We start from the raw sequence: 22850 nt of genomic DNA on the forward strand, positions 1-22850 counted from the left end.
CGCCGGCATGATCGGGGCCCTCGCGCTGACCACCGGGTGCTCGACCCGGGAAGCGCAGACCGAGGAAGCGGCCGCCACCGGCGCGCTGTCCATCGTCGATCAGCGGGGCGAGACCGTCACTCTGGACGGTCCGGCGGACAAGGTGGCGTTCACCGTGATGCCGGCGCCGTCGATCTTCGCCGCGGTCGACCGCGGCTACGACCGCATCGTCGGCATAAACCAGTCGACCCTGGCGGCGAACCGGGGCGGCATGTTCGCCACCATGTTCCCCGGCTCGGCCGATTCGGCCGTCGTCGCGGGCAACGATTTCGTGCCCAATGTGGAAACGCTGCTGCAACTCGCCCCCGATGTGGTGGTGCAGTGGGGCGACCGCGGATCCGAGGTCACGGCGCCGATCGAGGCGGCCGGGTTCCCCGTCGTAGGCCTGAAGTACGGCACCCAGGACGATCTCGAACAGTGGATCACCCTGTTCGCGCAGATCGCGGGTAAACCCGAACGCGGCCAAGAACTCATCGACTGGCAGCGCACCGAACAGTCCGAGATACGCGCGCAGGTGGCCGCGCAGACGGCACCGCGGCCCCGGGCGATGATCCTGTCCCGGACCGGTGACACCTACAGCACCACCAGCGCCAAAGGATACGACGGTTTCCAATTCGATCTCGTGGGCGCCGAGCTGGTGACCAAGGGGTTCGTCTCCGACTCCGGGCAGGTGAGCCCCGAGCAGATCCTGGCCTGGAACCCCGAGGTCATCATGCTCAGCGGATTCGACCAGAGCACACCCGCCGATATCTATGCCGACCCGCGGTTGGCCGGCGTCGGCGCGGTGCAGAACAAACGCGTCTACAAGACCCCGCTCGGCGGTTACCGCTGGCAGGTGCCGAGCGCGGAATCGCCGCTGATGTGGCAGTGGATGCACCGGATCCTGTACCCGGCCGCACGCGACGGGCAGTTCCGCGCCGATATCCGGGCCGCCTTCGACGACCTGTTCGCGTACGGCATCTCCGACGCCGAGATCGATCAGGTGCTGCGCCTGGACCTGAACAAGGACGCCGCGGGTTATGACCAGTTCCTCCGTTGACCCGGCGGTGGTCGCGGCGCCGGAAGCTCCCGCGCCGCGCCGCGCGCGCTTCGATCGGCGCCTCCTCGCCATCCCGGGATTCCTGGTCCTGCTGATCGTGGTGGCCCTCGCCGCGCTCGCGGTGGGCCGCTACACCGTGCCGCCCAACGAGATCGTGCGAATCCTGCTGGGCCAGGTGTTTCCGCTGGAACAGACCTGGTACGCGCAGGAACGCACCGTGGTGCTGGATGTGCGGCTGCCCCGGGTGCTGCTGTCGATCCTGCTCGGCGCCGGACTGGCGCTCACCGGCGCGGTCATGCAGGCCGTGTTCCGCAATCCGCTGGCCAGCGCCCAGGTGCTGGGCGTGTCCTCCGGCGCCTCGTTCGGCGGTGTGCTGATCCTGCTCGCCGGTTTCGGTGGTGCCGCACTGGTCGGCGGTGCTTTCCTGGGCGGCGTGCTGGCGCTGGTGCTGGTGGTGGCGATCGCCCGGGCGGTACCCGGCGCGCCGCTGCTGATGATCGTGCTCGGCGGTACCGTGGTGGGCGCGATGTTCCAGGCGATGGTCTCGTTCATCACCTATATCGCCGACCCCTACAGCGAACTGCCCTCGATCGTGTTCTGGCTCATGGGTTCGCTGGCGACGGCGACCTACGCCAAGGTGCTCACCGCCGCGATCCCGATCGTGGCCGCGGGCGTGGTCGTACTCGCGTTGCGCTGGCGGCTGAACATCCTCGCCATGGGCGACGAGGACGCCACCGCACTGGGCCTGAATCCCGCGCGGTTGCGCAATTTCCTGCTGCTGTGCGTCGCGCTGATCACCGCGGGTTCGGTCTCGGTCGCCGGGGTGATCGGCTGGGTGGGCCTGGTGGTCCCGCACCTGGTGCGCATGATGGTCGGTACCGACAACCGGATGGTGCTGCCGGTCAGCGCGCTGCTCGGGGCCGCCTATCTGACCGCGATCGATACCCTTTCGCGCACCCTGAGCTCCGCCGAGATCCCGATCGGGATTCTCACCGCCATCATCGGTGCCCCGTTCTTCGTGGTGCTGCTGATCCGTAACCATGCCCGCCTCTGGGGTGCCGATGCTCGCGGCTAGTTCCCTCTGTCACCGCTATTCGGCCAAGGGACCGTGGATCTTTCGCGATGTCTCGGTCCGCGCCGCCGCGGGCGAGGTGTTCGCCGTGCTCGGACCGAACGCACGCGGTAAGACCACCATGCTCAAATGCCTGGCGGGTCTCATCCGGCCGGTCTCCGGTTCGGTCGAATCCTCCGGTCCGGTCGGCTACGTCCCGCAGAGCCATTCGGTCGTCTTCTCGTTCTCGGTGCTCGATATCGTCCTCATGGGCCGGGCCCGCACGGTGAAGCTCTACCGCACTCCCACGGCCGCCGATCGCGCCGCGGCCCGGGAGGCACTGCGCCGGGTGGGCATACCGCACCTCGTCGATCGCGACTACACCGCGCTCAGCGGGGGCGAGCGTCAACTGGTGCTCATCGCCCGGGCGCTGGTCTCCGACTGCGACACCATCGTGCTCGACGAACCCGCGGCCGCCCTGGACCTGCGCAACCAGGCCCAGGTGCTGAGTGTGCTCCGCGCGCTGGCCGACGAGGGAATGGCGGTCGTGATGACCACCCATCACCCCGATCACGCCCTGCACGTGGCCGAACGGTCCATGCTGATGGTCGCCGCCGACGATCAGCGCCACGGCCCGACCCGCGAACTGCTCACCGGCGCATTGCTGTCGGAGATGTACGGCGTGCCGATCGTGACCGCCGATATCGAGACACCGAGCGCGGTCCGGCGGCTCACTGTGCCGGATTTCGGACGGGGGATCTCGTGACGGTACTGAAGGCCGTGATGGCCCCGCGCGGCGGTGAGTACGCCGGCGGATTCCGTGAGGTCGACGTCTACGATCTGCCGGGGGAGTGCACCCGCGGGGTCACCGGTCTCTACCTGACCGGTGACGTGGACCAGGAATACCTGGTCGAACAGCGCCCGCTGCTCGATGCGTTCGTCGCGCGCGGCGGCCGGATCGTCGTGAACGGGCATGTGCAGCGGCTGTTCCTCGACGGGCTGACGAGATGGCGCAAGCTGGAGTTCCGTAACCCGCGCGACCTCGCCTTGACCCGGATGACCGAACACCCCGTATGGGCCGGCACCGATCCGAAGTCGTTCCTCTACAACACCGGCACCCGCGGACCCGTCCCGTTCGCGGAACTGGAACGTATCGGTGTCGCGGGATTCTACGGGCGCGGTTGCTATCTGGATTTGCCCGAACACGCCCGGATCGTCCACACCATCGGACGTACCCGGGCACCGATCGATTACGACTACCCACTCGGTGCGGGCCGGGTCCTGGTCCACGGCGGCAACGACCTGCTCCAGTTCGCCGGCGCCGACCGCGGTACCGCGCGGCTGCACCCGCAACTCCTGCGCTGGCTGGAAGGTGACGATGACTGACCCCGATCGCGGTATCGCCTTCCTACACGGCGGCAGCCACGCCCAGCTTGCCACCCTCGCCGATCCAGCCCTGGCGCCCTACCGGATCCGGCCGGTACACGTGCGCACCGGTGCCCCGGACGAGATCGGCGCGGCCGAGGTGATCATGGTCGCCGACCGCCTCCGCCCGGACCTGCTCACCCGGTGGACCGATACCGTCCTCGCCGGGCTCGAACAGGGCGCGACCGCGCTCGTCTTCGGGGAGAATCACGCCGGCCAATGGCTGCCCGGCATCCGGGAAGAGCCCCGGCCCACCGTGTTCTGGTGGTGGCGCACCGGCGAGGACCACCGCCTCCGGAAACAGGCCCCCGGCCATCCCGCCTGGGAGTTCTTCGCCGACCGCGCGGTGATCTGGCACTACCACGGCGTGCTGGAACCGCCACCGGGTGCGGTGAGCCTGGTCGACCTGCACACCGAGGACGGCGGCCGCGACGGCTCCGTCCTTTATATCGACGAGAGTTCCACCGCGGGGAGGCTGCTCGTCACCACGATGGACCCGGTGTACCACCACGGCTCCGGGTTCATGCCGGGAGCGACGCAACTGCTCTATTCGGCACTGCACTGGGCCACCAGGAAAAGAGAGAAGACATGCTGACAGTTCTGGAATCCGGGACACCGATCGAACTCTCGTTCGCCGACCTGATGAAATATCACGGCACCGAGTTCCCCGGTGGCGTCGCGCACGCGTACTGCGCGATGCGGCACGCTGTTTCGTTGTTCGGTGCCGTCGAACGACGGGAAGTGACGGTCCGCACCGCATTCCCCGGTCCGGGCGGCCGGGACGGGATCGAGATGGCGTTGCGCGCGGTCACCGGCGACCGTTTCACCGTCGCACCCGAACTCGCCGCCCCCGAGCGCGGGCCCGTCCTCGCCCGCTACGTCTGGGAATTCACCTACCGCGACCGGACCGTGCCGCTGCGCCTACGGGACGCGGGATTCGTCACCGCCGAATTCATCGAACTCGGCGCGCGCCGCGACCGCGACGCGGCGGACGACGCCCGGCTGACCGTTCTGAAGCGGGAGATGACCGACCGGCTGCTCGCCGGCGTGGTGGGCGAGGTGTACGAAGAGGTGCCGCTCCCGACGCGCTGACGCGCATCCCCTCCCGACCCGGGCCCCCGCCCTACACTCGGCGCGCAGCGCGTGCGGGTTTTCCCGACGGGGGCCCGGGTACGCATCGGTATCACGTGCGGAAGGAGGGCCGGACCATGGCGGCCGACGGAGTAGAGGGATTGCGGACGGTAGTACTGGACTGCCCGGATCCGTGGAAGCTGTCCGAGTTCTATCTCGGATTGCTCGGTGGGGAAGTGGTGAGCTCGGAGAGCGACGAGACCTGGGTCGCCATGGTCGATCCGCAGGGCCGGCGCCTGGCGTTCCAGTTGTCGCCGGAGTACGTGCCGCCCCGGTTCCCGGATCCGGCCGGCTCGCAGCAGATCCACTTCGATGTACTGGTCAGCGATGTGGAGGTCGCCGAACCGGCAGTCCTGGCGCTGGGCGCCACATTCGTCCATGCGGAAAAGACCTTCCGTGTCTACACCGACCCGGTCGGGCACACCTTCTGCCTGGTCTGGTTCGCGTGACCGCGGCGGCGGTCGCCCTGTTCACCCGCGATCTGCGGGTGCGGGACAACCCGGTGCTCACCGCGGCGCATCGGGAGGCCGATACGGTGGTCCCGCTCTTCGTCCTCGACGAGGCCATCCTGTCCGGCCGGTCCTGCCCGCCCAATCGCGCGCATTTCCTGGCGGCCGCCCTGCGTGAACTCGACGACGAACTCCGTGCGCTCGGCGGCCGGTTGGTCGTCCGGGCCGGAGACGTCGCCGAAGAGGTGGCGCGGGTGGCGGAGGCGGTGGACGCGCCCGTCGTCCACATTGCCGCCGATGTCAGTGCCTACAGCCGCCTCCGCGAGCGGCGGCTGCGGGACCGGCTGGGCCGCGACGGTCGCGAACTGCGGGTCCACCCGGCCTCGCTGACCGTCGTACCGCCGGGAGATCTGGTGCCCGCCGGCAGTGATCACTTCGCGGTGTTCACGCCCTATCTGCGGCGCTGGACCAGCGACCGGCATCGCGCGGCGCTGCGCGCACCGCACCGCCTCGAGCTGCCGGAGATCACCCCCGGGTCCCTCCCGGAGCCGGGTGAGCTCGGCGCGGGGGAACCCTCTCCCGAACTGTCTGTCGGCGGCGAGACCACGGGCCGGAAAATACTGCGGGACTGGGTTTCCCGAAACCTCGACGGTTACGCGTCGGGCGGTGACGATATGGCCGCCGATACCACCTCACGGCTTTCTCCGTACCTGCATTTCGGCTGCCTCTCGCCGGGGGAGGTGGTTCGCCGCGCCGGTGATTCCACCGAGGGCGCCGTCGCGTTCGTCCGGCAGCTGGCCTGGCGGGACTTCCACCACCAGGTGCTGGCCGCTCGGCCCGGCGCGGCATGGGCCGACTATCGCGCGCGGGATATCCGCTGGCGCGACGACGAGCAGGCGCTGGAGGCCTGGCGCGCGGGACGCACCGGTATCCCGATCGTCGACGCCGGGATGCGGCAATTGCACGCACAGGGGTGGATGCACAATCGCGCGCGCCTGATCACCGCGAGTTTTCTCGCCAAATCGCTGCGGGTGGACTGGCGGGCCGGCGCGCGGCACTTCCAGTACTGGCTGGTCGACGCGGACCTGGCGAACAATCAACTCAACTGGCAGTGGGTCGCCGGAACCGGAAACGACACCCGGCCCAACCGGGTGCTCAACCCGCTGCGCCAGGCCGACCGCTACGACCCGCACGGCGACTACGTGCGGCGCTGGGTGCCCGAACTCGCCGATATCGACGGCCGGGCGATCCATCGGCCGTGGCAGCTCGACATGGACTATCCGCCGCCGATCCTCGAGTTTCCCGGGATGTGACACGACGATGCCCGGACCGCACGGCCCGGGCATCGTCGAATTCGCTGCGTTCTCAGCGCAGTGTGGACTTCGCGGCCTTCTTCTTGGCCTTCGCCTTCGCTTTGTCGGCCTTCGCCTTCGCCTTGGCCAGCTGGGCGCGTTGCGCCTTCGCCGAGGCGCCGAGTTCGCCGCCGCGATGTTTGGTGTAGTCGGCGAGTTCGGCCGCACGGCTCTTGGCCGCCTCGGTCCATTCGGGGCCGCGGTGCTGGGCGGTTTCGGCGAGTTCGCCGCCGCGGTGTTTGGTGTAGTCGGCGAGTTCGGCCGCACGGCTCTTGGCCGCTTCCGCCCACTCCGGTCCCCGTTGCTGCGCCGTCTCGGCGAGTTCGCCGCCGCGGTGTTTGGTGTAGTCCGCCAGCTCGGCGGCGCGGTTCTTGGCCACGGCGGCCCATTCAGGACCGCGGGTCTGCGCGGTCTCGGCCAGCTCGACACCGCGATGCTTGGCGATATCGGCCCAGTCGGCGCCCCGCTTCTTCGCGGTATCCGCCCACACCGGGCCCCGCTGCTGCGCGATCTCGGCCAGCTCCGCCCCGCGGTCGGCCGCGGAACCCGCCAGATCCCGGCCCCGGTCGGCGGCCTGGTGCAGTTGCTGCCGGACGGTCTCGCCCGTGCCGCCACGGGCCGCGGAACCTACCGGCAGCGCACCGCCGACCGTGGCGGCGGCCCGGCGGGCGGCGCGGCGTCCCCGCCAGCCCAGTGAGGGTTTACCGGCGGTATCCGACGCCGCGATCATCAGGCCTCCGAGCAGGCTCACGTCCTTGAGGAATGCCGTCCGTTTCGCCGCGCGGCGGTCGGGGTCGTTCTCGGCCCAGAAGTTCTGTTCGGTCACCGTCGCCGGGACCACCGTCGCCGCCAGTGCCAGCGCCGCCGGGCGCGGCGCCTTGCCCAGCGCCAGGAGAGCGCCCCCGGCGATCTGCACGGCCGCGGTCACCCGAACCAGGGTGCTGGGGTCGGCGGGCAGGTTGCCCGCGATATCGGACGGCAGCGATTCCTTCCCCTTGTGGACCAAAGTCGACGCTTCCTTCACCCGTGATTCCGGATGCATCAGGGTTTCGACTCCGTTGACGACGAACGCACTCGCCAGTAGGGGGCGGGCGAACCGGCGTAGCAGCATGATGTGCATCCCTTTCTTCGGTGTTTCGCATCTGTCACAGCTGGTCACCAGGGGGCAGTAGGCCAGAGTACTGCCGATCTACCCGGCTTCCGGGCCGGGAAACAGAACCGGCCGCAACGTGTCCGTCCGCACCGGCCTGCCGCCGCGGAGCTAATAACCGGTAACACTACGTGGGTGTGACCGGAGTCATATAATTTGATTGGACGAACAGTCTTCGCCGGTAAGGCATCGGATCATCGCGCCCGGTGAGCGATTCGTAGCAGCGCCGTGTCGCTGTCCTGGACATCGCCCGGCAAATCTCGCCGGGTGGTGCCGTTCGGGTGCGTCTACTCTCGGATCCAGGGAAGTCGCACTGCAGACGTCCGGCATCGGGGCCGAGGAAGCCGCGGTGTCACAGCCGCGCCGCCGGCGAGTTGTCCGAGCCGGAAATGTGCACACCGCCCGTCGTCGGAAGGACGCAATACAATGTCCGCCACGATCCCGGATCGTGAGGCCACCGATCTCGCCCTCGGCCTGGCAGTCCGAGCGCCGTCCGTGCACAACACCCAACCCTGGCGCTGGCGGTCCGCCGACTCCGGTATCCAGCTCTTCGCCGACACCGGCCGGCAACTGATCGTCACCGATCCCTCGCTGCGGTCACTCATCGTCAGCTGTGGAGCCGCGCTGCACCATATGCGTGCCGCTCTGGCCGCGCTGGGCTGGGCCTCCGCCGTGGACTACTGCCCGGATCCCGGCGACCCCGACCACCTCGCCACGATCCACACCACCCGCCGGCCACCCACCGACGCCGAGATCGAAATGGCCGCGGCCATCCTGCTGCGCCGGACCGACCGCCGCCACTATCTGCCCAAGCCGATCCCGGCCCGCCATCTGCGGTCCCTGGCCGCCCGGGTCTCGGCGTGCGGCGCCGCTGTCCGGCAGGTCCCCGACACCCTGCTGCCACGACTGGCGACGCCCATGCAGCACGCGGTCGCCGCGCACGCCACCGACCGACTGTACCGGGAGGAGATCGCCCACTGGAGTGGACGCGACCGGCTCACCGACGGAGTGCCGTCCCGCAACGCCCCCGCCGCCCGCCCGGATGGCGAGATCCCGGTGCGCACCTTCGCCGACCCCGCACTGCTCGACCCCGCGAACCAGCCGGACGCCGCACAATGGCTCGTCGTCGGTACCATCCGCGACGACCGGCGTGCCCAGCTGCGGGCGGGGGAGGCCACCAGCGCACTGCTGCTGACCGCGACCGAACTGGGCCTGGCGACCAGCGTGCAGACCGAACCGCTCGGCGTACCGGACGCACGGCAGGAGATCCGGACCGGCCTGCTCCACGACTGCGCGTACCCCCAGTCCATGGTGCGGGTCGGCTGGAGTCCCCGCAGCGCCGCACCGCTGGCCGATACCCCGCGGCGCCCGATCGACGAGATACTCGAAGTCTGACCCGCCGTACTGGGCGGGTGTCGCCGCCCGATCAGTACCCGCGTTCGGTATCGACGAGGGCCAGCAGCGGTTCACCCGCCGCGAATCGCTCCACATTGGCCCGCACACGTTCGGCCAGCAGACCGGGCAGACCGCCGGACGGATTCGCCAGATGCGGGGTGATCACCGCATTCGGCAGCGACCACAGCGGATGCCCGTCCGGTAGCGGTTCCGGATCGGTCACATCCAGTGCCGCGCCCCCGATGGTCTCTGCGCGCAGCGCCTGCATCAGCGCATCGGTATCGATCAGCGAACCCCGGGCGATGTTCACGATCCAGGCCGCCGGTTTCATCCGGGCCAACGCGTCGGCGTCGACGAGGTGCGCGGTCTCGGCCGTCGCCGGTGCCGCGATCACGATATGGTCCGCGCGCGAGAAGAGTTCGGCATTGCGGCTCGCGTCCACCGTTTCGACCGCCCCCGGCACCGGCGTCCCGGATCGGGTGGAGGCCAGCACCTGTGCCCCGAACGCGCGGAACAGCGGGATCATCGCCCGGCCGATACCCCCGCAGCCGATGATGGCGACAGTGGCCCCGTGCAGCGTCCCCACCCGCCTCTCGAACTCGGCCTTGCGCCACGAGGTCGCCCGCGCCTGCTCACCCAGCCCCCGCACACCCGCCAGCAACAGCGACACCGCATGCTCGGCCACGCTCGGTGCATAGGCGCCGGCGGCCGAGGTCCAGACGCGGTCGTCGTCGATGAGTCCCGCGGCGAACCACCGTTCGATACCCGCACTCGGCAACTGCACCCACCGCACCGCGTCCGGCAACCGTTCGGGGAAGGAATCCGGCCCGCCCTTCCACACCACCGCCTCGGCCTCGTCCAACGGCACCAGCCGACCGCCCCCCGCCTCGATTCCCCGGGCGAGCGCGGGATCGTATTCCGGACCCAGGTGGACGGGGGGGACTCTGGTGTGCGGCACAGTTCACTTCCGGGACGTCGGGGCTGATGGCCGCATCATCATCCCCCCGTGCGGGCGTCGTCAACAATTCCGCTCACCCGGACCGGGACGCTGGACGCGGACCGGCCGCTAGGGCAGGTTCCCGGAGGCCAGTGCCCGCACCCCGGCCACCGTCCCGCCGTCGACCAGCAGATCCACCCCCGAGATGAAACTCGACGCCGGATCCAGCAGGAACGCCGCCGCGTGCGCGATATCATCCGGAGTCCCCAACCGCCCCGTCGTCGACGCGTTGACCATCGCCCGCATCGCCGCCCCCGACTCGCCGTCCAGCTCCTGCCGCCCCATCGGCGTCGAGATCACCCCCGGGCTGATCGAATTGAGCCGGGCACCCCGCCGCCCCCACGCGACCGCCGCGGCCTGCACCCGCGCCACATTGCCCCGTTTCGCCATCGCATAGGCGATACCCGGATGCGCCTCGTGATCCAGGAACGGCAACGCCGGCAACTCCGCCGTCGGCGTATACGCGAGCGCCGCGACCTGATCGTCCGGCAGCGGCGCCATATACGCCGACATACTCGCGATCACCACCCCCGCCCCACCTTCGGCAACCACACCCTCGAAGGCATCCAGCACCAGCGCCGTCCCCAGCAGATCCACTTCCAGCACCGCCTTCGTCACCCCCTGCGTCGGCGACACCCCCGCGGTATGCGCTATATGCGTAACCCGCCCCGCCTCGCCGGCGACCTCCGCCAGCGCCGCCACCGACTTCGCATCCGAGACATCGACACGCTGCCCGCGCACCTCATGCCCCTCCCCGGCCAGCACCTCGACCACCGCGCCCAGATTGTCCTCGTCGAAATCGGCGATCAGCAGCCGCCGGCCACCCCCTACCCGGCGCGCGATGGCCCGCCCCATACCCCCGGCCCCGATAACGACCGCGACATCCTGACCCACCTGGCGCTCCTCACCGCGACTGCTCCGCTGCGCACCACAATCTACCCACGCACCGCAGCCCCCGGACCGGAATTCGTCACCCGCTGACAATGGACCGGAAAACCCCAGGTGGCACCCGCGATTTTGCCCCGGTGGCGCGATCCGATACTCTTGCTGAGCACACCGGTCCGGGTGGCGGAATGGCAGACGCGCTAGCTTGAGGTGCTAGTGCCCGTTATAGGGCGTGGGGGTTCAAGTCCCCCTCCGGACACGACCACTACGCCCACGGGCGGTTGGGGGAGAGCTTCGGCATCGACCGTCCGTGTGGTGTGGTCGAAGGTGAGTTTCAGGCCGAGGCGGCGGTATACCTCCTGTTTTTCGCCTGGTTCTGCTGTGCGGAGTACCGGGGTCAGGCCGCCGAAGGCGTCGATGAGTCGTTCTATTTCTTTCTTGTTCAGCTTTCGCTGGGGGACTTGCGTCGCTTCGAGCGTCGCCAGCTGGGCGGTGACGAGTTCTCGTTGGTGTTGGACTTCCTTGATCCAGGTCGCAACCACAGCCGGGTCGGTTCCGGCTTCCAGCGCGGCGCGGTATCTGCTGAGTTTCTGGTCGAGTTCTCGGAGTGTGTTTTGTGCGGTGTCCGAGGCAGGGGTGGCGTCGGGTTGGACTTGTTCGAGCATGGTGAGTGAGTGTTCGATGTGGTCGGGGTGGAAGACCTCGGCGAGCCAGGTGTCGAGGGGTTCGGTGAGGTGGTCTTCGCGTAGGTAGACCGATGGGGGGTGGTCGAGGTCGTTGGCGAGGGCGTATTCGGAGGGGTAGCGGCAGCGGTAGTGGGCGCGGTCGTGGTTCCAGTTTCCTTGCATCCTTCGCCCGCATGCTTGGTGGAACAGCAGCCCGGTGAAGCAGTAGGTGTGTTTGGTGCGGGTCACGACCCGGCCGCCGGATTTCGGTCCCCGGGACGCCAGCCGTAGACGGACATTGTCGAGGTCGGTTCTGCTGACCAGCGCTGCGTGGACGGGGTGGTCGGAGTAGACCCACTCGGTTTTCTGGTTCCAGGTCAGGCGGGTCTGGTGGCCGAGGGCGACGTCGTCGACGTCGATGAGGGATTCGTGTTTGTGTTGTTTGTTCCAGACGGCGTAGCCGGTGTAGCGGGGGTTGGTGAGGATGGTGCGGACCGCACCTTTGGACCATGCGATGCCGGAGCGGTGCGGGTTGCGTCGGCGGTCGTGGGCCGACGGGCAGGGGATGCCTTCGGCGGTGAGGCGTTGGGCGATGGCGAAGATCCCTATGCCGGAGAGGTATTCGCGGAAGATGCGTTGCACTATCGGTGCGGTGTCGGGGTGGGGTTCGAGTTGGTGGAGTCGTTTGCCGTCGGCTGCCTTGCTGGGGTTGGGGTGTGGGCCGGCGTCGGTGAGGCGGTATCCGTAGGGTGGGCGGCCGCCGAGGTAGCGGCCTTCGACTTTGGCTTGGGCGGCCATGGCGGCGCGGACGCGGATTTTGATGCGGTTGCGTTCGCCTTTGGACATGCCGCCGAAGACCGACATGATCAAGTCGTGGGCTTCGGATTCGGGGTCGATCGGGCCGCCGACCTCGGGCACCCACAACGCGACGCCGTAGTGGACGAACACGGGGAACGTCAGCCCGAACTGGTTGCCGTAGAACGCGCGTTGAGGTTCACCGATGACGACGGCGTCGAACCCACGATCGGGCTCCCTGAGCAGATCGAGCAGCTGTGCAGCGGCGGGCCGGCGTTTCCAGGGGATGGACCGCGACTGGCCGACGTCGAAGAACTCGGCGACGATCCGGCCCTGCTGCGCGATCAACGCTTCGGCGCGGCCCCGCTGCCAGTTCCGGGAGGCTTCAGGGTCTTGCTGGTCCTCGGTGGAAACTCTGCCTGCGAAGGCGAATCTGATCATCGCGGGAGGTCCTCCTGGTCGTCGTGGTTAATTTCGCGGCCGGGTGCTGGACCGCTGTTGTGTGTACTGGATGGATCGGGGGAGGGTTCGGATTTCTGGGATTCGGCGGACTCGTTCTCGTGTCGGCGGGCGTGCGCCAGAATCAGCCGGAGGAGCGCCTCGGCTGCGGGTGGGTTCAGCTCGGGAGGGGCGTCGGGTACCACGACCTCTATGTGGTCCTGCGCGGGCTCGTCGGATCTACCAGCGGAATCGCGGGAATCAGAGTACACCGCGATACCCCTCGAACCGGAAATCGCGGAGGAGACCGGTACAGCGGTGGTACCGATCAACCGGAACAGAAGGACCGCAGTGGCTGTCAAGGTTCAGCAGGGCGGTGGCGTCGAATGACGCGATGGTCGATGTCCTGAGCCCGGACGGAATAGGCTGTGCTCTGTGGCTGGGACTCGGTGAGACAGGTGATGTCGGCATGGCTCTCTCCACCGGCCTGCCGACGATTCCCCACTTCACTGTAAGTGGACTTACCTCGGTTGTGCTACCCCGACAACCTGCTGCTTGCCGGGTCGTTGGTGTTCACCCACTGTGAAGAGCAGGAATCCGGGCGTGCGGAGAACTGCCGTTGACCGGATTACACGGGGCCCATCTCGGCGACGCGGTAGCCCGCTCCGGGAAAAGAGCCGGGCACCTTCGCGGGCGATCGTCGACCGGCCGTCATCTCGCAGTCAGCGCCGCCGGAGGAATTCACTACTCCCCGTAATCGCCTGGCGGTCGGATCCAAGGGGATGAGGTTCGCCGGTGAGTCCCGATAGCGCAGAGGCGACGTCGATGAGGTCTGCTTTGACGTATGTGGCCGTGATCCCGTGGGTGTTGTCGTTGTGTCCTGCGTAGGCGCGGGCGACTGCGTGGCTGAAGTTACGTTCCACCCACGTCAAGGTCGTGTGGCGCAGCCAATGCGTGCTGATTCCTTGGGCTGCCGCCCAGGGCAGCTCCGCGCGTACGCGTTGCCAGAGGTTATCGAACCGCCGGGAGGTAATCGGCCGGCCGTCCCGGTAGCGCAACAACTGGCCCGATGGCGGGCTGCCGCGTTCCGCGGCGTGGTCGAGCAAGTACTGCATCAATGTTGGAGACACAGGCTGCCAGCGGTCGCTGTCGTTCTTCTCGCGAAGGAATACCAGGCACTGATCCGGATCCAGATCGCGCGGTCGCAGCGCCAGTGCGCCACCACGGCGACATGCGGTCTCGGTGACCAACCGCAGGATCAGGGAGTCGAGGTTTGGGTCGGTGCCGGTGGTGGCCGCGACTCGGCAGATCTCGGTCAACTGTTGCGCGGGAATAGCGAACCGCTGTGCCGGCCGACGGGCCGGTTTCTTCAAGTTCCGGGCCGGATTGTCTGCGGCATTGATCCAGCGGCCTTCGGCGAACCGGTACAGACATCGGGTCGCCGCGACGAAATTTTCGCCGGCACCACGCCCGCCACGCGAGGCTCGATTGGTTGATGCTGCGGCGACGATTTCGTGCGCGAAAGCATCCAGCTCGGCCGGTGTCGGCTCGTCCAAGCGGCGAGTAGCCCAGCGGTCCAGTAGGTGTTGGAAGTGAGTGTTATAGGTACGCAGCGTCCCCGGCTTCAGGGTTGGTATCACCTGGGGAATGACTTCTGCGAACGTCGGAACGGCGACCGGGGGAGCAGTCAGGTCGGCGGCCGAAATACCCAACTGTGACAACATGACCCGTGCAGCTGCCAGCGCCTCGGCGCTGGGCATATTCGAGTGGCTCATCGGTTCACCCGACCAGGCAGGGCGAATTGGTCGGCGAAGGCCGAGGCGATTGCTGCGGGTGGATGGATTGACATTTCTCGTCCGCCGTGGCGGGAGAGTAAAAGGACGCGGTCACCGGGGCGCAGTCCCAACTGACGAAGAAGGCGTTGTGGCAGCCGGAAGTATCCGGCCGCAGAGATCGAGACCGGTCCAGATGCCGACGGGCGGGCCCAAAGTACTCCCGGATCGCAGATTTCGAGTTCGAGGTGGACTGCTGCGGACCAGCCGAGTTCGGTCAGGAGTAGGCGGTCGGTGATCCTGCCGCCATCGCTGATGGTGGACATTCCGATCCGCACGTCGGTGCGGGGAAGGCGGCCGGGTGGGTGTCCGAGAGACATTTCACGGATGATCGTTTTCCGGGGTCTGCTCGGCGGAATCACAGGGGCGATCAACGAACTTCCTTGCTCGATGGGCTGGAATCATCTCGGTACTATCCCTTCAGAACAACCCACATGACCGCCGCTCGAAGCGCGTTCAGCAACCGGCCCCGGGTAGCATCGATCGAAACCGGCGGCAGGAGAGAGGTTCTGCCCACCTCCAGGTGGGAAGTGCCGTTGCCAGGTCTGGGAAAGTAACTCGATTGGCGACGATTTTGCATCGTGACGGCCATGTCGGCAACACAATAACTGTGCGCGGCGTCACCGGGCGGTGCCGTCCTCCGCGCCTGCGAGGGGAAACGGCCGTAGGGCCGCCGATTCACGAACCTGTCGGCGGCAGCTGCAGGATCGATCCCCTGTGCCACCCAGCGACCAATCCACGACAATGCTGTTGCGGAGGCGAGTGCGCCGTGGAGGTCCACTGTGGATTCGGATTGGCTGCGAATCGTCGATCTGATGATCCGACCGGAGGAGCTCCGGGCCGCTTCAATGGTCGGGTCCGACGAGATCCCGGCCGAGGCATCGCGTGTTCAAGTAAGGACTACAGCACGCGATTCCGGCTGCGACATGAGGTGAAACCTGGCACGGATGCCGGCTTCGAGCGTATGGGTCGCTGCGAGCGGGGAACGCTTCGACATGATGATGACCGTGCACCTCTACGAAGGAGGCTGTCCCCAACCGGTGGTGGTTCACCCCGTTACCTTTTTCGTGGGCCCGGAACCGGGCCCACGGTCGCCAGGCCCGGTATGACTTCTTGCCCCTGTCGTTCGAATGATCCGGGGGGTGGTGTCGCCGGGTCCTGGTGGCGTCGACGGACCGCTGATGGGGACAGGGCCGCTGGTAGGTCTCTTCGTAACGTGGGTGCCGGGCGTTGACGCTGGATCGGCGACCGTCCAGTGAGCGTTTCGAGGCAGTTGAGGACCGAGCAAGGTGACACAACCTTATGCCGTGTTCTGCGGCGTTGACGTGGGAAAAGGCGAACATCACGCGGTCGGGCTCGACCCGGCCGGGAAACGATTGTTCGACAAGGCACTACCCAACGATGAATCCCGGCTGCGGGCCGTGTTCAACAAACTCGCCACCCACGGGCGGCTGCTGATCGTGGTCGATCAACCCAACACGATCGGCGCCCTGCCGGTCACCGTCGCGCGCGCCTGCGGACACGATGTCGCCTACCTGCCCGGATTGTCGATGCGCCGCATCGCCGACCTCTACCCAGGTCAAGCCAAAACCGATGCCCGCGACGCTCACATCATCGCTGATGCCGCCCGCACGATGCCGCACACGCTGCGCCGCGTCGACGTCGGTGACGAAACACTCACCGAGCTCGGTGTTCTGGCCGGCTTCGACGACGACCTGGCCGGCGAAGCAACCCGCACCAGCAACCGCATCCGCGGCCTGCTCACCGGCATCCACCCCGCCCTCGAACGCGTCCTCGGCCCCCGCATCGCGCACCCGGCGGTGCTGGAGATCCTGTCGCGCTGCGGCGGTCCCGAAGGCATCCGGGCCGCTGGTCGGCGCAAACTTACCGCCATCGCCACTAAACATGCCCCACGAATGGGAGCACGCCTGGTCGAGGAGATCCTGGCCGCGCTGCCCGCGCAATCTGTCACCGTTCCCGGCACGAAAGCCGCGGAAACCGTGCTGCCGAAGCTGGCGGATTCGTTGAAAGCAGTTCTTCTACAGCGCAAGCAGATCGCCGAGAACATTGAGGAGATGTTCGCCGATCACCCTCTTGCCGAGGTCCTGACCTCGATGCCCGGCATCGGAGTCAGGACCGGCACCCGCATCCTGCTCGAAGTCGGCGACGGCACCGCGTTCGCCTCGGCCGGCCACCTCGCCTCTTACGCCGGCATCGCCCCGATCACCCACCGATCGGGAAGCTCCATCCGCGGTGAACACCCTGCCCGATCCGGCAACCACAAACTGAAACGGGCGTTGTTTCTGTCAGCGTTCGCCGCCCTGCACGACCCGGCCAGCCGCACCTACTACGACAGAAAGAGAGCCGAGGGCAAGAAACACAACGCAGCCCTCATCTGCCTCGCCCGACGCCGATGCGACGTCCTCTACGCCATGCTCCGAAACAAACAGCCCTACCGCATTCCAGCACCAGCGGCCTGATCGCCGGCAACTGCCAGACACCGATCAAGCGTCCAGCCCCTGGGCACGCCGGGCCCTGACCGACATGCCGCGCTGCCACCAATCGATCACCTCACCCCCGCCCGCCATGCCTTCGATGAGATGCGCGGTGGCTTCCACCTGCACACCGGACTGGCTACAGAACGTCCACAACCGCTGAGCCGCCCGATGGTATTGGTGGATCACCGCATCGACCTCGAACGCATCCAACTGGCTGGCACGGAACCGGTCCAATGCCCGGCCTACGTGCTCGACCAACTCACCGAGCCGCTCTTCGTGATATACCGCCACACGATCCCGAGCAGCCTGCCGTTCAGCCTTCGACGCCACTCAGACCACGCTACCGACCGCACGCCCCGCCCAAGCCTCACCCGGGCACAACCTCAACCCACGGCTTGACAAGAAACATAGGGACACCCCCCCAGCAATGTGGGGGTTCCTCACAGGAAGGCCGCGAGCGGGCGATGCTTCGGATCATGGTGGCCGGTAGGGGTACCGGTGGGCATGTGTTCCCAGCGGTGACTGCTGTGGACGGTCTTCGGACTCGCGGACATGACGCCGGCCGGCGTCGCCTACTGGCGGTCGCTTCCCGGGCGGGCGCCCAGTGCTGATGACCGCGGTCGTTTCCACATACCGCTGCGGGGCAGCTCCGGATTCCCACCGGATTCCCTCTTGCGAGCCGCGCGTCCAGGGACGAGCGGCAACCAGCGCCTGGTCAGACTGGCATTCGGGCTGCGCGCGGGACGCCGGCGTTCTCGATCACCGGGCGCCCTGAGGCCCCCGCTTCTGCCGGCGCACCACACCGGCGGCGGCGGAATCGGGTGGCGGGATCCGGCGTCTTTCCGCTGCCGGCTCGACCCTGGGCGGTGGGGCACTGCGCCCAGTGGGGACGGGGCTCACCAGCAGGGATATTCTTATGAGCGCAGCTGGTTCGTCTCGCGCTGTTGCGACGGTGTGAGATGTCGAAGCCTTTCCGCTCTAGGTCGGGTGACCGCGAGCGGGGGTGAGAGGGAACCCGGTGGGAATCCGGGACTGTCCCGCAGCGGTGAGTGGGAGCGACCGCCGTCACATGCACTGGGCCGGGTCCTGGGAAGCGACGGCGTGGTAGTACCAGCTCGGGGAGCGCGCCAGGTCCCGAGTCGACCGATCGAGGTCGGTGCCCACGAGTCCGAAGACCTGCCGGTTGCGCCGGGCACGACGTGTCCGGCGGTCGTCGCCTCGTGGATCAGGCGGTACGCCGATTCTCACGTATCCGGGTCTCGCCGGGTGCGTAGTCGTCGTGCGCGCTCGCACCGGTGACGGTCACAGGCTGCCACCCGAGGAGTTCGCATCATGCCGTCACTTTCGGACCTTTCCCCGCGATGCGGCTCGGGTCACCGGCCGTCGCCGGTGACCTGAGGGCCGGTGCGGCCGGAACACCGGCGGATCGCGTGGGCGAGCCGGTGCCGATCATGGAAGGGGTGCTTGCTGTGGAGAAGATGTATGCCGGTGGCCGGCTTCGTGCTCTGCGTGAGCAGCGGAGCCTGTCGCAATCCGGGCTGGCCAAGGCGCTCGGGCTGTCGCTGAGTTATGTCAATCAGCTGGAGAACGATCAGCGCCCGTTGTCGGTGCCGGTGCTGATGCGTCTGACCTCGACATTCGACTTGGAGGTGGGATTCTTCGCGCCGGAGACCGATGCTCGGTTGCTGGCTGATCTGCATGAGGTGTTCACCGAGGACCCCGAGTCTGGTTCGGTGAGCGGCGGCGAACTGGATGAATTGCTTTCGCGGGTGCCGTCTGCGGCGCGGTTGCTGATCAGGCAGCACCGGCGCCTGCGCGCGGTCAACGGGCAGCTCGAGCAGTTCACCGCCGGACTCGACGGTCCGGTCCCGGATCCACGTACCGCGATGCCCTATGAGGATGTCCGCGACTATTTCTATGACCGGCGTAACCACATCCCCGCACTCGATACCGCCGCCGAGGATCTCTTCGCCGCGAGCGGGTTGAGTATCGGCGGGTTGGATCTACAGCTGGCACGACTGCTGCGCGACGAGCACGGGGTGACGGTGCGAATCCGGTCGGAGGATCCGGCGCGGCCCGGGCCCAAACGGAGCTACGACCCGGAAGCGCGCACACTCACGCTCGCGCGGCGTCTCACCGCCGGGCAGCGCGCGTTCCAACTGGCGACACAGTTGGCGTTCCTCACCCAGTCCGAGGTGATCGAAACTCTGCTCACCGAGACGGCGGCGCTGCCCGCGGAGTCGCGGCGGCTGCTGCGTATCGGGCTGGCCAACTACTTCGCGGGCGCGCTCGTTCTGCCCTACGGGCTGTTTCTCGGCGCGGCGGAGTCGTTGCGCTACGACATCGACCTACTCGCAGCGCAATTCGAGGTCGGTTTCGAAACCGTGTGTCATCGTCTGTCGACGCTGCAGCGGCGCGGGCAGCGGGGCGTCCCGTTCTTCTTCGTCCGCACCGACCGTGCGGGAAATATCTCGAAACGGCAGTCCGCCACCGCGTTCCACTTCTCCCGGACGGGCGGTAGTTGCCCGCTGTGGGTGGTGCACGACGCTTTCGCCACCCCGGGCCGGATCCGCACCCAGATCGCGGAGATGCCCGACGGGCGCACGTATCTGTGGCTGGCGCGCACGACAGGGGAGAGCAATCCCGGATATCTCTCGCCTTCGCGGGATTTCGCGGTGGGTCTCGGATGCGATCTCGCCTTCGCCGATAAACTCGTCTATTCCCACGGCCTTCCGATCCATGACGCGGCCGCCGCTGTTCCGATCGGTGCAGGATGCCGGGTCTGTGAACGCACCGCGTGTGCGCAACGCGCGTTCCCGCAGATCGGACGGCCTCTTGCCGCCGATGAGAACCGTCCGGCGAACACCCCCTACGCACCCGCATCAACCGACTGACCGCGGGTAACTGCGGTGAGTGTGTCAGCCCAGGACGGGCGCGTAGTTCCGGCGGGCTGAACTGCTCACCGTCGACGAAGGGATCCGGGGTGACATCGAGAACCCCGTGCCCGGGGGCGCGTCGGTATCGAAGAACCCTTTCGTCGCATGAGCAGCGGCCTTGCTCGATCGAATCGGATCGACCGGTGAGGCGCGCACGAGAGTAATCGGCGCCCGCTCGCGCGCCGATTCCTGTCCCGGTCCGGTACTGCCCTCCACAAACTCCACAACTTTGCAGGTCTGTCTCCACAAAATTCGCCCTTTGCGACGGATTTCCACAGCTGTTTCGCGTCTGTAGCGTCCGAATCGAGCGAAATACGCCGATCCCCCTGGAGGCCTTGGACCGTGAAGAATCATCTCGTCCGTACCCACCGCTCCGCGGAGCAGTTCCCCCGCGAGCAGCATCTGGCGTGGCGGATTGCGGAGGTGGCGACCGACCCGGTGGATGTCGCCGCGGAGACCGAGGAGATGATCGTCAACCGGATCATCGACAATGCGGCGGTCGCCGCGGCGTCGCTGACCCGGCGCCCGGTCACCAATGCTCGCGCCCAGGCGCTCGCGCACCCGTATCAGCCGGGCGCGACCGTGTTCGGCGTCCACGGCCGCTTCTCGCCGGAGTGGGCGGCCTGGGCCAACGGAGTCGCGGTGCGCGAACTCGATTTCCACGACACATTCTTGGCTGCGGAGTACTCCCATCCGGGCGACAACATCCCCTCGATCCTGGCGGTCGCCCAGCACGCGGGCCGTAGTGGCCGGGATCTGATCCGGGGTCTGGCCACCGGCTACGAGATCCAGATCGACCTGGTGCGTTCGATCTGCCTGCACGAGCACAAGATCGACCACGTCGCCCATCTCGGCCCGTCGGCCGCCGCTGGTATCGGAACGCTGCTCGGACTGGATTCGGAGACGATCTACCAGGCGATCGGTCAGGCTCTGCACACCACCACCGCGACCCGCCAGTCCCGTAAGGGCGAGATCTCGAGCTGGAAGGCCTACGCTCCGGCGTTCGCCGGGAAGATGGCCGTGGAGGCCGTGGACCGCGCGCTGCGCGGTGAAGGCGCGCCGTCGCCGATCTGGGAGGGCGAAGACGGTGTGATCGCCTGGCTGCTGGGCGGCCCGAAGGCCGAGTACTCGGTGCCGCTGCCCGGTCCGGGCGAGCCCAAGCGGGCGATCCTGGACTCCTACACCAAGGAGCATTCCGCCGAATACCAGAGCCAGGCCCCGATCGATCTGGCCCGCCGCCTCCGGGACCGGATCGGTGATCTGGATCAGATCGCCTCGATCGTGCTGCACACCAGCCACCACACCCACGTCGTGATCGGTACCGGTTCGAACGATCCGCAGAAGTTCGATCCGACAGCGTCGCGGGAGACCCTCGACCATTCGGTGCCCTACATCTTCGCGGTCGCCCTGCAGGACGGGACCTGGCATCACGAGCGTTCCTACGCGCCCGAACGCGCGCAGCGACCGGACACCGTCGAGTTGTGGCGCAAGATCTCCACCGCCGAGGACCCGGAGTGGACCCGCCGCTACCACTCCACCGACCCGGCCGAAAAAGCGTTCGGCGCGCGCGCCGAGGTGACCTTGAAGAGTGGTGAGGTGATCGTCGACGAGCTCGCGATCGCCGACGCCCACCCGCTGGGTGCGCGACCCTTCGTCCGCGACCAGTACATCGCCAAATTCCGCACCCTCGCCGAGGGGGTTGTCGATCCGGCCGAGCAGGACCGCTTCCTCGAAGTGGTCCAGCGCGCGGGCGAGCTGTCCGCCGGTGAGTTGTCGGAGCTCACTTTCACCGTCTCGGCGGATGTGCTCGCCCGCGCGCCCCGTTCCCCGAAGGGACTGTTCTGATGACCGGCCTGCTCGCAGCATCGACCTCGGCGGCCGATAAGCGGTCGGCGTTCCGTACCGGGCTGGGCTCCGGGAAGATCCAGCGGTTCCCCGGCGCGTTCAACCCGCTGGTGGCGACGCTGATCCAAGAGGTCGGGTTCGAGGGAGTCTACGTCTCCGGTGCGGTGCTCTCCGCCGATCTGGGATTGCCGGATATCGGGTTGACCACGCTCACCGAGGTGTCGGGGCGCGGTCACCAGATTGCCCGGGTCACCGACCTGCCGGTGCTCATCGACGCGGACACCGGTTTCGGGGAGCCGATGAGCGCCGCCCGGACGGTCACCGTCCTGGAGGATGCCGGCATCGCCGGCTGCCACCTCGAGGACCAGGTCAATCCCAAACGGTGCGGTCATCTGGACGGCAAAGCGGTGGTGCCCACCGAGGAGATGGTGCGCCGACTGCGGGCGGCGGTCTCGGCCCGCCGCGATCCGAACTTCGTGATCTGCGCACGCACCGACGCCGCCGGGATCGAAGGAATCGATGCCGCGATCGAGCGTGCGAAAGCCTATGCCGACGCGGGCGCCGATCTGATCTTCACCGAGGCGTTGCACACTCCCGCGGAGTTCGAGAAGTTCCGCGCCGCTGTCTCGACCCCGCTGCTGGCCAATATGACCGAGTTCGGCAAATCCGAACTGATCCCGGCCGCCACGCTGGAATCCATCGGCTACAACGCGGTCATCTACCCGGTGTCCACTCTGCGTCTGGCGATGTTCGCCGCCGAGGCGGGTCTCCGGGAGATCTACGCGGAAGGCACTCAGTCGGGTCTGCTGGACCGCATGCAGCACCGCAGCCGCCTCTACGAACTGCTGCAGTACGAGCGCTACAACGAATTCGATTCCGATGTCTTCAATTTCACGTTGGGAAGGGACCAGTGATGGGCACAGCGTCG

General features: G+C 67.7%; 19 protein-coding genes, 1 tRNA gene, 1 pseudogene and 2 riboswitches. Of the genes and pseudogenes, 15 read left to right on the top strand and 6 right to left on the bottom strand.

Going from position 1 to position 22850, the window contains the following annotated elements; genetic code table 11:
* Positions 1–7 precede the first annotated feature (7 nt).
* The 8 genes from ACQPYS_RS10590 (at position 8) to ACQPYS_RS10625 (ending at position 6447) form a co-directional block, all read left to right on the top strand.
* Complete coding sequence (locus ACQPYS_RS10590; protein ID WP_433492449.1) at positions 8–1078, top strand: ABC transporter substrate-binding protein; 1071 nt, start codon at positions 8–10, stop codon at positions 1076–1078.
* A complete protein-coding gene (locus tag ACQPYS_RS10595; protein WP_433492450.1) occupies positions 1059–2153 on the top strand; it encodes a FecCD family ABC transporter permease in 1095 nt (364 codons plus the stop codon). Before ACQPYS_RS10590 ends, ACQPYS_RS10595 begins: the two co-directional genes overlap by 20 nt.
* Positions 2140–2895, top strand: a complete 756-nt coding sequence (locus ACQPYS_RS10600; protein ID WP_433492451.1) for an ABC transporter ATP-binding protein — start codon at positions 2140–2142, stop codon at positions 2893–2895. The genes ACQPYS_RS10595 and ACQPYS_RS10600 overlap by 14 nt, the downstream gene beginning before the upstream one ends.
* Positions 2892–3515, top strand: a complete 624-nt coding sequence (locus tag ACQPYS_RS10605; protein ID WP_431941373.1) for a hypothetical protein — start codon at positions 2892–2894, stop codon at positions 3513–3515. Before ACQPYS_RS10600 ends, ACQPYS_RS10605 begins: the two co-directional genes overlap by 4 nt.
* Positions 3508–4149 carry a hypothetical protein gene (locus ACQPYS_RS10610; RefSeq protein WP_433492452.1) on the top strand — a complete coding sequence of 214 codons (642 nt, stop codon included), beginning with the start codon at positions 3508–3510 and terminating at the stop codon, positions 4147–4149. Before ACQPYS_RS10605 ends, ACQPYS_RS10610 begins: the two co-directional genes overlap by 8 nt.
* The gene (locus ACQPYS_RS10615) at positions 4143–4646 is read left to right on the top strand and encodes a hypothetical protein (RefSeq protein ID WP_433492453.1); all 504 of its coding nucleotides are present in this window, start codon (positions 4143–4145) and stop codon (positions 4644–4646) included. The genes ACQPYS_RS10610 and ACQPYS_RS10615 overlap by 7 nt, the downstream gene beginning before the upstream one ends.
* 116 nt (positions 4647–4762) lie before the next feature.
* Positions 4763–5134 carry a VOC family protein gene (locus tag ACQPYS_RS10620; RefSeq protein WP_063036071.1) on the top strand — a complete coding sequence of 124 codons (372 nt, stop codon included), beginning with the start codon at positions 4763–4765 and terminating at the stop codon, positions 5132–5134.
* Entirely contained in the window at positions 5131–6447 is a 1317-nt protein-coding gene (locus ACQPYS_RS10625; RefSeq protein WP_433492454.1) for a cryptochrome/photolyase family protein, read from the top strand. The genes ACQPYS_RS10620 and ACQPYS_RS10625 overlap by 4 nt, the downstream gene beginning before the upstream one ends.
* 52 nt (positions 6448–6499) lie before the next feature.
* Here ACQPYS_RS10625 and ACQPYS_RS10630 read toward each other — a convergent pair whose 3' ends face one another.
* Positions 6500–7597: a DoxX family protein gene (locus ACQPYS_RS10630; RefSeq protein WP_433492455.1), complete on the bottom strand. Its 1098-nt coding sequence runs from the start codon at positions 7595–7597 to the stop codon at positions 6500–6502.
* A 465-nt stretch (positions 7598–8062) separates the two neighbouring features.
* Between ACQPYS_RS10630 and ACQPYS_RS10635 the strand changes: the two genes are divergently transcribed.
* Positions 8063–9031, top strand: a complete 969-nt coding sequence (locus tag ACQPYS_RS10635; protein WP_063036073.1) for an Acg family FMN-binding oxidoreductase — start codon at positions 8063–8065, stop codon at positions 9029–9031.
* A gap of 31 nt (positions 9032–9062) precedes the next feature.
* Here the strand turns inward: ACQPYS_RS10635 and ACQPYS_RS10640 are convergent, their stop codons facing one another.
* Both ACQPYS_RS10640 and ACQPYS_RS10645 read right to left on the bottom strand, forming a co-directional pair.
* A complete protein-coding gene (locus ACQPYS_RS10640) occupies positions 9063–9989 on the bottom strand; it encodes a D-isomer specific 2-hydroxyacid dehydrogenase family protein (RefSeq protein ID WP_433492456.1) in 927 nt (308 codons plus the stop codon).
* A 108-nt stretch (positions 9990–10097) separates the two neighbouring features.
* A complete protein-coding gene (locus ACQPYS_RS10645; RefSeq protein ID WP_433492457.1) occupies positions 10098–10922 on the bottom strand; it encodes an SDR family oxidoreductase in 825 nt (274 codons plus the stop codon).
* Positions 10923–11087: 165 nt separating this feature from the next.
* Here ACQPYS_RS10645 and ACQPYS_RS10650 point away from each other — a divergent pair.
* Both ACQPYS_RS10650 and ACQPYS_RS10655 read left to right on the top strand, forming a co-directional pair.
* A tRNA-Leu gene (locus ACQPYS_RS10650) sits at positions 11088–11172 on the top strand.
* A gap of 58 nt (positions 11173–11230) precedes the next feature.
* Complete coding sequence (locus ACQPYS_RS10655) at positions 11231–11587, top strand: hypothetical protein (RefSeq protein ID WP_433492458.1); 357 nt, start codon at positions 11231–11233, stop codon at positions 11585–11587.
* A 327-nt stretch (positions 11588–11914) separates the two neighbouring features.
* On the opposite strand, the pseudogene ACQPYS_RS10660 reads toward ACQPYS_RS10655, so the two are convergent.
* Together ACQPYS_RS10660 and ACQPYS_RS10665 are read right to left on the bottom strand one after the other, a co-directional pair.
* Positions 11915–12814, bottom strand: a pseudogene (locus tag ACQPYS_RS10660) (recombinase family protein); the annotation flags it as partial.
* Positions 12815–13533: 719 nt separating this feature from the next.
* Positions 13534–14571, bottom strand: a complete 1038-nt coding sequence (locus ACQPYS_RS10665) for a tyrosine-type recombinase/integrase (protein WP_433492459.1) — start codon at positions 14569–14571, stop codon at positions 13534–13536.
* Between the two features lie 1361 nt (positions 14572–15932).
* On the opposite strand from ACQPYS_RS10665, the gene ACQPYS_RS10670 reads away from it, so the two are divergent.
* Positions 15933–17123 carry an IS110 family transposase gene (locus ACQPYS_RS10670; RefSeq protein ID WP_433489960.1) on the top strand — a complete coding sequence of 397 codons (1191 nt, stop codon included), beginning with the start codon at positions 15933–15935 and terminating at the stop codon, positions 17121–17123.
* Between the two features lie 24 nt (positions 17124–17147).
* Here the strand turns inward: ACQPYS_RS10670 and ACQPYS_RS10675 are convergent, their stop codons facing one another.
* Positions 17148–17471 (bottom strand): hypothetical protein, encoded by a 324-nt coding sequence (locus ACQPYS_RS10675; protein ID WP_433489961.1) that lies wholly within the window; start codon positions 17469–17471, stop codon positions 17148–17150.
* Positions 17472–17674: 203 nt separating this feature from the next.
* A riboswitch (cobalamin riboswitch) is annotated at positions 17675–17811 on the bottom strand.
* 298 nt (positions 17812–18109) lie between these two features.
* A riboswitch (cobalamin riboswitch) is annotated at positions 18110–18339 on the top strand.
* Positions 18340–18610: 271 nt separating this feature from the next.
* Between ACQPYS_RS10675 and ACQPYS_RS10680 the strand changes: the two genes are divergently transcribed.
* The 3 genes from ACQPYS_RS10680 (at position 18611) to prpB (ending at position 22836) form a co-directional block, all read left to right on the top strand.
* Entirely contained in the window at positions 18611–20035 is a 1425-nt protein-coding gene (locus ACQPYS_RS10680) for a short-chain fatty acyl-CoA regulator family protein (protein ID WP_433493019.1), read from the top strand.
* Between the two features lie 384 nt (positions 20036–20419).
* On the top strand, positions 20420–21922 hold the full coding sequence (prpD, locus tag ACQPYS_RS10685) for a 2-methylcitrate dehydratase PrpD (protein ID WP_433492460.1): 1503 nt from the start codon (positions 20420–20422) through the stop codon (positions 21920–21922).
* A complete protein-coding gene (prpB, locus tag ACQPYS_RS10690; RefSeq protein WP_433492461.1) occupies positions 21922–22836 on the top strand; it encodes a methylisocitrate lyase in 915 nt (304 codons plus the stop codon). Before prpD ends, prpB begins: the two co-directional genes overlap by 1 nt.
* Positions 22837–22850 lie beyond the last annotated feature (14 nt).

Origin of the sequence: Nocardia grenadensis, from assembly GCF_050942415.1 — a bacterium.
In the GTDB taxonomy this organism is placed as follows: domain Bacteria; phylum Actinomycetota; class Actinomycetes; order Mycobacteriales; family Mycobacteriaceae; genus Nocardia; species Nocardia grenadensis.

What these genes read in the sequence shown, in the direction of transcription:
- ACQPYS_RS10590 (WP_433492449.1), top strand. Translation starts at nt 8, where the DNA reads ATGATCGGGGCCCTCGCGCTGACCACCGGGTGCTCGACCCGGGAAGCG.
- ACQPYS_RS10595 (WP_433492450.1), top strand. Translation starts at nt 1,059, where the DNA reads ATGACCAGTTCCTCCGTTGACCCGGCGGTGGTCGCGGCGCCGGAAGCT.
- ACQPYS_RS10600 (WP_433492451.1), top strand. Translation starts at nt 2,140, where the DNA reads ATGCTCGCGGCTAGTTCCCTCTGTCACCGCTATTCGGCCAAGGGACCG.
- ACQPYS_RS10610 (WP_433492452.1), top strand. Translation starts at nt 3,508, where the DNA reads ATGACTGACCCCGATCGCGGTATCGCCTTCCTACACGGCGGCAGCCAC.
- ACQPYS_RS10615 (WP_433492453.1), top strand. Translation starts at nt 4,143, where the DNA reads ATGCTGACAGTTCTGGAATCCGGGACACCGATCGAACTCTCGTTCGCC.
- ACQPYS_RS10620 (WP_063036071.1), top strand. Translation starts at nt 4,763, where the DNA reads ATGGCGGCCGACGGAGTAGAGGGATTGCGGACGGTAGTACTGGACTGC.
- ACQPYS_RS10630 (WP_433492455.1), bottom strand. Translation starts at nt 7,597, where the DNA reads ATGCTGCTACGCCGGTTCGCCCGCCCCCTACTGGCGAGTGCGTTCGTC.
- ACQPYS_RS10635 (WP_063036073.1), top strand. Translation starts at nt 8,063, where the DNA reads ATGTCCGCCACGATCCCGGATCGTGAGGCCACCGATCTCGCCCTCGGC.
- ACQPYS_RS10665 (WP_433492459.1), bottom strand. Translation starts at nt 14,571, where the DNA reads ATGCCCAGCGCCGAGGCGCTGGCAGCTGCACGGGTCATGTTGTCACAG.
- prpB (WP_433492461.1), top strand. Translation starts at nt 21,922, where the DNA reads ATGACCGGCCTGCTCGCAGCATCGACCTCGGCGGCCGATAAGCGGTCG.